Source organism: Luteimonas sp. MC1782 (assembly GCF_014164605.1).
Taxonomy (GTDB): Bacteria; Pseudomonadota; Gammaproteobacteria; order Xanthomonadales; family Xanthomonadaceae; genus Luteimonas.
In genome coordinates, this window is sequence record NZ_JACJFT010000004.1 from 1 (window position 1) to 10,309 (window position 10,309).

The following is a 10,309-nucleotide window of genomic DNA, read 5'->3' on the forward strand; positions in this document are numbered from 1 at the left end:
AGGTGTTAGGCGCACTACTGCACCGCAAGGAGGCGTGAAGTGAAACTGACAGACTCGGAAATTCGCCACTTCAAGAACGTACTGTGGGGCACCCGCTTCTGGGCGTGGTTCCGCTGGGTTCTGTTGGGTGTCTTGGCCTACACCGCCGTCGCACACTTCAGCGGCTGGAAGCCGCTGACCCGCCCGGACTGGCTGGTTGCCGGGGCTCTCTACATGCTTGTCGCTTGGCCAGGTCTGTGCCGCACCTACGTATTTCACACGCTTCGCCGCGTGGTTGCGGAGGATCCGGAGGCCCGGGCACAGCTCGCTGCGGCTGGCGTTAAGGAGTTCGCGCTTGGCACACCGGCGGGGCGCGCCTAACAATGCGTTCAAGCCGAAGCCGCTTCGTTACGCAAAGCACATGGCAGGTACAGCTTGCCATGCGCTTTGCTCCACTACGCGTCTCGGCTTAACTTAGGTGTTAGGCGCACTACTGCACCGCAAGGAGGCGTGAAGTGAAACTGACAGACTCGGAAATTCGCCACTTCAAGAACGTACTGTGGGGCACCCGCTTCTGGGCGTGGTTCCGCTGGGTTCTGTTGGGTGTCTTGGCCTACACCGCCGTCGCACACTTCAGCGGCTGGAAGCCGCTGACCCGCCCGGACTGGCTGGTTGCCGGGGCTCTCTACATGCTTGTCGCTTGGCCAGGTCTGTGCCGCACCTACGTATTTCACACGCTTCGCCGCGTGGTTGCGGAGGATCCGGAGGCCCGGGCACAGCTCGCTGCGGCTGGCGTTAAGGAGTTCGCGCTTGGCACACCGGCGGGGCGCGCCTAACAATGCGTTCAAGCCGAAGCCGCTTCGTTACGCAAAGCACATGGCAGGTACAGCTTGCCATGCGCTTTGCTCCACTACGCGTCTCGGCTTAACTTAGGTGTTAGGCCTTGTTTCCCGCACTGCCGGGGAGAAGGTCCAGGCGAGTTGGAAATCTCGCTCATCCACGGCATTTGCACCTCGCACGCGCGGTGAGCGGCGTCGGTTGTCGGCCGTGAAGCAGCTCGGCTTCGGATAGGCGCGACCCTCCGCAAGATTCGACCTGCCGAGTCGGCTTCGGACGGGCCGCGGTGAGAGTTCTTGGCCGCGCGACTTGATCTTGTAGGCTCCGCTCGTGCCAGGTGCCAGGCCAAGCTCTCCAGCAAGACTTGTTGTACTGTTCGGCTCAGGGGTTGGGTCCGGTGCTGGGTAGCGGCGGCCTAACGAGTCGTTCAAGCCGAAGCCGCTTCGTTACGCAAACCACATGGCACAGAAAGCTTGCCATGTGCTTCGCTCCACTACGCGTCTCAGCTTAACTCTGGTGTTAGGCCGCAGTGGATGCATCTCTGATCCCCAAACTGATCAAGCAGAGGCGGCGGCTCCTACAGAGCTACGTGGTCCACGTGGCGTGGTTCGCTGCCATGATCGTCACTGCATTAGTGCACTCGTCCAGAGCGGTGGTCGCCAGTTCAATTTTCTTGGCGCTCATCACGGTTCCCCCCGTCATCGCTTACGCAACAGCGGTGCACCGAACTTGCCGAGCGATTGACCCGAGTGCCAAGACGATCGGCCTTGTTCCAATGATCATTATGACGGTGCTTTTTACCCCATTCGAGTCAGGCTTGGTCGTTCCAGCAAAGAATCTGTTGGTCTCAGGCAAGCTGGTACGAGAGCGTCAGGCTGCAGATATGCGGGCTAACGAGTCATTCAAGCCGACGTCGCTTCGCGACGCGGATTAATTCTGGTGTTAGGCCTTGTTCCCGAACTGTTGTTGCCGGGTTCCAGGCAATCTGTACTGCCTCGCTTATCCGCAGCTTTTGCACCTCGCACGCGCGGTGCAGGCATCGGCAGTCACCCCTGCAGTACCTCGGCTTCGGACAGGCGCGACTCTCCGCAAGACTCGACCGGCCGAGTCGGCTTTGGACAAGGCGCGGTGAGAGTTCTAGGCCGCGCGAGTCGAGTGTTCTGGCTTTGGCCCCGGCAAGTGCCAGCCTCAGGCCGTTCGGCCAGACTTGTTGTACTGTTCGGCTCAGGGGTTGGGCTGTCGCAAGGTTGGGCGCAAGCTCGGCGTGCGGCGGCCTAACAAGTCGTTCAAGCCGAATCCGCTTCGTTACGCAAACCACATGGCAGGTAAAGCTTGCCATGTGGTTCGCTCCACTGCGCGTCTCGGCTTAACTCTGGTGTTAGGCAACATAGGGGAGATTCTCGGTGGACAAGCATTTCTTTGGGCTGGCCGCCGCGGAAGTTGCAAGCGGTCAGATTGACGCCGCCCTGTTCGTGAAGTCTGTTGCTCTATCCGACGGGGATGAAAAGCGAGGAAGAGCGCTCTACATCAAACTTCGCGCAGATGAACTGGCGCAAGAATACAAGCGCCGGGAGGCAGCCCGTATTAATGCCGCAATGAACAGCGATGAGGACATGCAGCGCGGCGCCAAAGCGTTGAGGGACATGCTTTGGATTGTCCCTCTTGCTGTGCTTGTTATTGTTATAGCCATTGCCGCTTCAGGCAGCTAGCCGCATGTTGCCTAACAATTCATTCAAGCCGAAGCCGCTTCGCGGCTCGGCTTAATTCAGGCGTTAGGCCTTGTTTACCGCACTGTTGTTGCGGGGTTCCAGGCAATCTGTAGCACCTCGCTGATCCGCAGCGTTCTCACCTCGCACGCACGTTGCGGGCATCGGCAGTCAGCTCTGTAGCACTTCGGCTTCGGACAGACGCGACTCTCCGCAAGATTCGACCGGCCGAGTCGGCTTCGGACAGAGCGCAGTGAGAGTTATTGGCCGCGCGAGGTGGTGGTCCCGGCCTTGGCCCCGGCAAGTGCCAGCCTCAGGCCGTTCGCCCAGACTTGTTGTACTGTTCGGCTCAGGGGTTGGGCTGTCGCAAGGTTGGGCGCAAGCTCGGCGTGCGGCGGCCTAACAAGTCGTTCAAGCCGAAGCCGCTTCGTTACGCAAACCACATGGCAGATACAGCTTGCCATGTGCTTCGCTCCACTACGCGTCTCGGCTTAACTCTGGTGTTAGGTGCCACATGAAGAATGTCCTCTGTTTGATGCTTGTTGCTCTATTGATGGGCTGCGATAGCGGCGGATTCACGGAAGTCACTCCGTCGGCCCTGGTGAAGAGCGCTAGTTCTTGGGACGGAAAGTTTGTTAGAACTTGTGGCTACGTGGTGGCTGATGGCAAAAGGTGTAATCTCAACGTGTGCGCAGACGGGGATACAACAAATTCTGCCGCTTCCTGTCAGCCGGTCGAGACAATTCACCTCTCCAGCGTTGCGTGCGTCCAGGGTCAGTTGCCTCGCGAGGGGTGGGCGATGGTGGATGGCTACTTTCTGGCTCTGAGGGAAGACACCGGCTCCAAGAACGAGAGCCCGTTTGTTTTACGCCGGGCGCTCATCCAGCCGGTGACAGAGCATTGCATTACGGGTGGCACCTAACAATGCGTTCAAGCCGAAGCCGCTTCGTTCCACCAACCACATGGCAGATACAGCTTGCCATGTGCTTGGCTCCACTACGCGTCTCGGCTTAACTTAGGTGTTAGGCGCACCACTGCACCGCAAGGAGGCGTGAAGTGAAACTGACAGACTCGGAAATTCGCCACTTCAAGAACGTACTGTGGGGCACGCGCTTCTGGGCGTGGTTCCGCTGGGTTCTGTTGGGTGTTCTGGGCTACACCGCCGTCGCACACTTCAGCGGCTGGAAGCCGCAGACCCGTCCGGACTGGCTGGTTGCCGGAGCTCTCTACATGCTTGTCGCTTGGCCAGGCCTGTGCCGCACCTACGTATTTCACACGCTTCGCCGTGTTGTTGCGGAGGACCCGGAGGCGAGGGCGCAGCTTGCTGCGGCTGGCGTTAAAGAGTTCGCGTCTGGCACCCCGGCGGGGCGCGCCTAACAATGCGTTCAAGCCGAAGCCGCTTCGTTACGCAAAGCACATGGCAGATACAGCTTGCCATGTGCTTCGCTCCACTACGCGTCTCGGCTTAACTTAGGTGTTAGGCGTCATATGAAGAATCTCACGCTCGTGTGGATCTGCACCGCTCTGTTCGCTTCTGCGCAGTCGGGGGCGTGCGAGCCTACGGCCGATCAAATGGAGGATTACTGGCAGCGAAGCCGCAAGAGCGAGGAAGCGTACCTCACCAACCTGGCTCAAAACGTAGATCAGATACTTACCGGAACCGTCAGCGACGTCACCCAACTGTCTGACGGCCCGTACGCTCAGCTGGCCCATATAACGGTAGACGCGACCATCAAAGGTCATCCGGACAGCTTTGCATCCGCGAAGATGTGGCTGCGCGTCAATCCGAAGCGCGACAGCCCCACTTTGGACAGCATTCGGTCCTGCGACGAGCCGCCGGATCCAGCGCAATACAATCCATACGTGCTGAAGAGCTACCGATATCTCTACTACATCAAGGACGGGGTCCTTCTACGCGCAAGTGGATTTCCTCTCGGCCCTCCGCCGCTGGAGCCAGAAAGCGAGATTGAGCTTCTCAAGCGAGCAGGCGTCTAGTGCTCCACGTGACGCCTAACAATGCGTTCAAGCCGACACCGCATCGGGGCGCAAACCACATGGCAGGTGTAGCTTGCCAGGTGCTTCACGCCCCGCTGCGGCGCGGCTTAACTTAGGTGTTAGGCACTGGGATGGAACTCTCTCGTACGTTCGACATCTTTGCTGATTACTTCCAGTTCATTCTTATGGATGAAGGTTGCGACGATGACTTTGGTTCCGTTTGGACTGAAGAGGCGCTTGAGCGAATGCTTGCGGTCGGAGAAACCTCGGTCTGCCCGGGCACCCTCCGCAACGTCAATGTTCCAGTGGAGATTCATGTCCACGGGGCCGAGCCGTCCGTTGACCCCACTGGCTACGATCATGCGGTGTTGGCATCCCTACAGGTACCAAGCGGTCGGCTTGTCGTTATGGGTTGCACTGACCACCTGCCAGAAGCTCCGCGTGTTGAGCTAAAGGCAGGCTCTTATCAACTGCTCTACTTGGCGACTGGCGTTGAGTCCATCACTTACGAGTCTGATCCAGCAGACGACCGCTACATCGTTCACCTCTGGCCTGGATCGCCTCGTGAGCCTGTACTGCTCAGGCATTGGCGGCCCCGTGCCTAACAATTCATTCAAGCCGATGCCGCTTCGCGGCACGGCTTAATTCTGGTGTTAGGCCTTGTTTCCCGCACTGTTGTTGCCGGGTTCCAGGCAATCTGTAACGCATCGCTTATTCGCAGCGTTTGCACCTTGCACGCGCGGTGCAGGCATCGGCAGTCAGCACTGCAGCACCTCGGCTTCGGACAGGCGCGACTCTTCGCAAGATTGGACCGGCCGGGTCGGCTTCGGGCAGTGCGCGGTGAGGGTTTTTGGCCGCGCGCGTGGTGCGTTTCGGCAGCACCAGGCACGGCGCTTGTTGTACTGTCGCTTCAGGGGTTGGGCTGCCGCACGTCGGGCGCAGGTGCCAGGGAACGGCGGCCTAACGAGTCGTTCAAGCCGATGCCGCTTCGCGGCACGGCTTAACTCTGGTGTTAGGCCTTGTTCCCCGCACTGTTGTTGCCGGGTTCCAAGCGATCTGTAGCGCAGCGCTTATCCGCAGCGTTTGCACCTCGCACGCGCGGTGCAGGCATCGGCAGTCAGCCCTGCAGCACCTCGGCTTAGGACAGGCGCGACTCTCGCCAAGATTCGACCTGCCGAGTCGGCTTCGGACAGGGCGCTGTGAGAGTTCATGGGCGCGCGAGTCGACGGTTCTGGCTTCGGCCCCGGCAAGTGCCAGCCTCAGGCCGTTCGGCCAGACTTGTTGTACTGTTCGGCTCAGGGGTTGGGCCGTCTCAAGGTCGGGCGCAAGCTCGGAGTACGGCGGCCTAACAAGTCGTTCAAGCCGAAGCCGCTTCGTTCCGCAAACCACATGGCAGGTAAAGCTTGCCATGTGCTTCGCTCTACTGCGCGTCTCGGCTTAACTCTGGCGTTAGGTTTCCTCCCATCCATCTGCGCGGCTCGCAATGACAAACAACAAACTTGCGGTACTAATCGATTCAGATAATGCTCAAGCCGCCATTGCACAGGAGCTTTTGAATGAAGTGGCTCGCTACGGCACGGCCACGGTGAAGCGCGCATACGGAGATTGGACAACAACTAATCTTTCTGGATGGAAAGAGACGCTCCACAGTCTTGCCATCCAGCCTATCCAGCAATTTCGATTCACAGTAGGAAAGAACGCAACTGATTCTGCGCTCATCATCGACGCTATGGATCTACTGCATTCCGGGGGCGTTGACGGCTTTTGCCTCGTCTCATCTGACAGTGACTTCACGCGCCTCGCGACTCGAATACGCGAGGCTGGTCTCGCTGTTTACGGATTCGGCGAGAGAAAGACCCCTAAACCGTTTGTCGCAGCCTGCGACAAGTTCATTTTCACCGAGATCCTCCGAACCTCCAGCCCCGAGAAGGTTCAGCCGGAGCCTACACAGGAGTCGTTGCATACCATCCTGGTTCCAGCCATCGCAGCTGCGGCGCGAGAGGATGGTTGGGCAGCCCTGTCCGCTGTAGGCAACCTAGCCACGAAGAGCCATCCGTCGTTCGATTCCCGCAACTACGGCTGCCAGAAGCTCAGCGAACTGATTCGAAAGCAAAAGTTTCTTGATACAAAATCGGTGGCATCATCGGATGGGTCTCCGAACGTGCATTACTATGTTCGCGTAAAGGAAACCTAACAAGTCATTCAAGCCGATGCCGCTTCGCGGCACGGCTTAATTCTGGCGTTAGGCCCCACGGGGACATCATCGAAACTCATGGATAGAGCGCAGATCACTCGCCTACTGCTCATCGCGTGCATCTTGTATGTGATTGGCTTCTACTTCATCGGAAGCGCCATTAAGCCAGGCTACTCTCAGCTAGCCAACTTCGTGAGCGAGTACAACGCAACTGGCACTGCGTGGGCACGGACCCTAACTTTCGGCGGATTCTTTGCGACCGCCATTCTATTTTCTGCGTTTCTATTGTCAGCCAGGCCGCTTGCCCAGGTTTCGGGGATTAGCCGCTTGGGCTTCTGGCTCTTGTGGTCGCTTCCTGCTTCACTCCTTCTTGGCGTACTCGCTCCCTGCGACGCCGGCTGCCCCATCGAGGGTTCAACGAGCCAGCAGCTGCACAATCTATTCGGGGTCTTGGTGTACCTAGGCATGGGTGTCAGCGTCGCTTTGTTGTCTCTGGCTTACGGCTTCAACGCATACGCATGGCGGCGCACCTTCATGCTGCTGACTGGCTTGGCTTTCCCGCTTGTATTTGCTCTCATGGTTCAACCTGATTTGTCACCTTGGCGCGGCTTCCTTCAGCGGCTCCTGGACATAGCAATGGCAATCTCACTCATCTTCTTCTACCAAACCCTTGTTCGGCCGACACGTCGAGGTGTGGCCTAACAATGCGTTCAAGCCGACACCGCATCGGGGCGCAAACCACATGGCAGGTACAGCTTGCCATGTGCTTCACGCCCCGCTGCGGCGCGGCTTAACTTAGGTGTTAGGCCCTACACGGAGCGTACATGGCAACCGATACGTGTAAGTCTTGTGGTGAAGCCATCGAAGATGGCTATGTCGTGTGCTGGAAATGTGGGGCCGGAGTAGATGGGAGTCCGCCCGCTGAAGACTTCGTCCAATATCGCGAGTCCTCATCGCATGCCGAGCAGCGAGCCTTGGCATGCTTGCGGTGTAGCAACAAGATGAGTTTTGTTCGGCGCATGAGGCTGCACGAAGGAAGCCTCTTGCCTGGACTTCTGCTCGACGTGGGAAGACTCTTCACTAACCGGGAGAACTTTGACACTTACGCATGCGAAACCTGCGGAAAGGTTGAGTTCTTCGTGGCAGAGTAGGGCCTAACAATGCGTTCAAGCCGAAGCCGCTTCGTTCCGCAAAACACATGGCAGGTACAGCTTGCCATGTGTTTAGCTCCACTACGCGTCTCGGCTTAACTTAGGTGTTAGGCCGCTCGGAGAGAGCTGTGGCGGACGGATGCATCTTCTGCGAGATCCTTGCCAAGGACGCGCCGGCCAGCTTCGTGAGAGAGGACACGCTTACCGTGGCCTTCGTCGATACCCGGCAGTTCCATCCGGGCCACATCTTGGTGGTGCCCAAAGCTCACTTGGCGGACATCCGCGAACTTGATAGTGAGACTGGAGCGGCTTTGATGGCGGCTGTGGCAGACGTCACTCGTGCCGTGTCCAGTGCGCTTTCCTGTCAGGGCATTAGCGTGTGGAGTTCCAACGGTGAGGCGGCGGGCCAAGAGGTTCCGCATCTTCACTTTCATGTTCACCCGCGCTGGCGGTCCGATCGGCTTCTGGAGGTTTACCCGTCGCCACCAAGTACGCCAGATCGTGCAACACTTGACGCATTGGCAGCATCCATTCGACCGCACTTGCTGTGCGGTAGCGCGGCCTAACAATGCGTTCAAGCCGACACCGCATCGGGGCGCAAATCACATGGCAGGTGCAGCTTGCCATGTGCTTCACGCCCCGCTGCGGCGCGGCTTAACTTAGGTGTTAGGCCTTGTTTCCCGCACTGTTGTTGCCGGGTTCCAGGCGATCTGTAGCGCATCGCGTATCCGCAACGTTTGCACCTCGCACGCGCGGTGCAGGTATCGGCAATCAGGCCTGCAGCACCTCGGCTCCGGACAGGCGCGACTCTTCGCAAGATTCGACCTGCCGAGTCGGCTTCGGGCAGTGCGCCGTGAGAGTTCTTGGTCGCGCGAGTCGCTGGTTTTGGCTCCGCCCCGGCAAGTGCAAGTCTCAGGCCGTTCGGCCAGACTTGTTGTAGTGTTCGCCTCAGGGGTTGGGCTGTCGCAAGGTGGGGCGCAAGCTCGGAGTGCGACGGCCTAACAAATCGTTCAAGCCGAAGCCGCTTCGTTACGCAAAACACATGGCAGGTAAAGCTTGCCATGTGTTTCGCTCCACTACGCAGCTCGGCTTAACTCTGGCGTTAGGCGGCACAGGAAGATCTGGGGGATCCGATGCTTCACAGACAGAACGTTCAAGAGTTGCTTGACGCATTGGCGCTAGAGATCCTCGATTTCGTCAAGAAGTCGGAGTCCAGCTATCCCGATCGCTGGGTACCCATAGCTCACGTCAAGAATTGCCTTGACCTCAATATGGTCGCCGTTCCACAGGGTGGAGCGCAGTACGGGCCTAAGGGTTGGGTGTTCGCTAGTCTCGCAAGAAGACTCGAAGACCAGAGGCTGCTGGAGCACACGCGCATCGGCTCACGCTCATTCTGTCGTTCTGCGCGTGCCGCCTAACAATGCGTTCAAGCCGACACCGCTTCGTTACGCCAAGCACATGGCAGGTACAGCTTGCCATGTGCTTGGCTCCACTGCGCGGCGCGGCTTAACTTAGGTGTTAGGCCTTGTTTCCCGCACTGTTGTTGCCGGGTTCCAGGCAATCTGTAGCGCCTCGCTCATCCGCAGCGTTTGCGCCTCGCACGCGCGGTGCAGGCATCGGCAGTCAGCCATGCAGCAGCTCGGCTTCGGACAGGCGCGACTCTTCGCAAGGTTCGACCTGCCGGGTCGGCTTCGGGCAGTGCGCGGTGAGGGTTCGTGGCCGCGCGCAGGGTGCGTTTCGGCAGCACCAGGCACAGCGCTTGTTGTACTGTTCGCCTCAGGGTTGGGCTGCCGCACGTCGGGCGCAGGTGCCAGGGAACGGCGGCCTAACGAGTCGTTCAAGCCGATGCCGCTTCGCGGCACGGCTTAACTCTGGTGTTAGGCGTCACTGGACAAGCCCGCTCGCACATCGTGGGTTGCTCTTCGGACAGTCCCGGCCAGCTCGTAGGGTCGCTTCGTTGAGAATCGCCCAGGCCGGGCAGCAGGCTCCGCGCCAACATCGTGACCATGAGCATTCGGGGCTGCCGAGCAACCTCAGCTTCGGCAACAGTCGCTCGTCGCAGCGGTTCGCAAGCCTGCCGCAGGCCACATCGCGCCCCGACCGGGCGGCACGGCCAGATCGGCTCAAGGTGTTGTAGTGTTCGGCTCAGGGGTTGGGCTGCACGGTTTCGGGGTCGGTGAGTGCACCATCCGGGCCAGCTGCCGCCTAACAAGTCGTTCAAGCCGAAGCGGTAGTTCCTTCGCTTCAGTGGACACCCTGACCTAACGATCAGGAGTGTCTTTATGCCTACGCCAGGCCCCCGAACAACCTATCGCTACACAGACCACTTCAAGGCCACCGCAGTACGCCTGAGTGAGCTTCCCGGCGTCTCCGTCGCCGATGTTGCCGAGTCGCTTTACATCCACCCTTTCATGTTGTCTCGTTGGCGCAAGTTGGCCCGCGAGGGA

Annotated in this window: 10 protein-coding genes; 9 read left to right on the forward strand and 1 reads right to left on the reverse strand. The window is 59.2% G+C overall.

The features are described from left to right. The first annotated feature begins 39 nt into the window (after positions 1–39). The 6 genes from H5368_RS13170 (at position 40) to H5368_RS13195 (ending at position 4,517) form a co-directional block, all read left to right on the forward strand. A complete protein-coding gene (locus H5368_RS13170) occupies positions 40–360 on the forward strand; it encodes a hypothetical protein (RefSeq protein ID WP_182825446.1) in 321 nt (106 codons plus the stop codon). Positions 361–494: 134 nt separating this feature from the next. Beyond that, complete coding sequence (locus H5368_RS13175; RefSeq protein WP_182825446.1) at positions 495–815, forward strand: hypothetical protein; 321 nt, start codon at positions 495–497, stop codon at positions 813–815. A gap of 617 nt (positions 816–1,432) precedes the next feature. Then, positions 1,433–1,750 (forward strand): hypothetical protein, encoded by a 318-nt coding sequence (locus tag H5368_RS13180; protein WP_182825448.1) that lies wholly within the window; start codon positions 1,433–1,435, stop codon positions 1,748–1,750. A 469-nt stretch (positions 1,751–2,219) separates the two neighbouring features. Further along, positions 2,220–2,525: a hypothetical protein gene (locus H5368_RS13185; protein ID WP_182825450.1), complete on the forward strand. Its 306-nt coding sequence runs from the start codon at positions 2,220–2,222 to the stop codon at positions 2,523–2,525. Positions 2,526–3,578: 1,053 nt separating this feature from the next. Further along, the gene (locus tag H5368_RS13190) at positions 3,579–3,899 is read left to right on the forward strand and encodes a hypothetical protein (RefSeq protein WP_182825452.1); all 321 of its coding nucleotides are present in this window, start codon (positions 3,579–3,581) and stop codon (positions 3,897–3,899) included. 111 nt (positions 3,900–4,010) lie between these two features. Continuing rightward, a complete protein-coding gene (locus tag H5368_RS13195; protein ID WP_182825454.1) occupies positions 4,011–4,517 on the forward strand; it encodes a hypothetical protein in 507 nt (168 codons plus the stop codon). A gap of 119 nt (positions 4,518–4,636) precedes the next feature. Here the strand turns inward: H5368_RS13195 and H5368_RS13200 are convergent, their stop codons facing one another. Further along, positions 4,637–4,879 (reverse strand): hypothetical protein, encoded by a 243-nt coding sequence (locus H5368_RS13200; protein ID WP_182622437.1) that lies wholly within the window; start codon positions 4,877–4,879, stop codon positions 4,637–4,639. Between the two features lie 1,121 nt (positions 4,880–6,000). Between H5368_RS13200 and H5368_RS13205 the strand changes: the two genes are divergently transcribed. From H5368_RS13205 to H5368_RS13220, 3 genes are all read left to right on the forward strand, one after another. Continuing rightward, positions 6,001–6,711: an NYN domain-containing protein gene (locus tag H5368_RS13205; RefSeq protein ID WP_182825456.1), complete on the forward strand. Its 711-nt coding sequence runs from the start codon at positions 6,001–6,003 to the stop codon at positions 6,709–6,711. A 78-nt stretch (positions 6,712–6,789) separates the two neighbouring features. Continuing rightward, positions 6,790–7,413, forward strand: coding sequence for a DUF998 domain-containing protein (locus H5368_RS13210; protein WP_182825458.1), 624 nt, complete (start codon positions 6,790–6,792; stop codon positions 7,411–7,413). A gap of 2,731 nt (positions 7,414–10,144) precedes the next feature. Continuing rightward, positions 10,145–10,309: transposase (locus H5368_RS13220; protein WP_182823976.1), on the forward strand; the 165-nt coding region annotated here is incomplete at its 3' end.

Bases quoted from the DNA above. Each gene is read 5' to 3' on its own strand.
- H5368_RS13180 (WP_182825448.1), top strand. From the start codon at position 1,433: ATGATCGTCACTGCATTAGTGCACTCGTCCAGAGCGGTGGTCGCCAGT.
- H5368_RS13195 (WP_182825454.1), top strand. From the start codon at position 4,011: ATGAAGAATCTCACGCTCGTGTGGATCTGCACCGCTCTGTTCGCTTCT.
- H5368_RS13200 (WP_182622437.1), bottom strand. From the start codon at position 4,879: ATGATCGTAGCCAGTGGGGTCAACGGACGGCTCGGCCCCGTGGACATG.
- H5368_RS13205 (WP_182825456.1), top strand. From the start codon at position 6,001: ATGACAAACAACAAACTTGCGGTACTAATCGATTCAGATAATGCTCAA.
- H5368_RS13210 (WP_182825458.1), top strand. From the start codon at position 6,790: ATGGATAGAGCGCAGATCACTCGCCTACTGCTCATCGCGTGCATCTTG.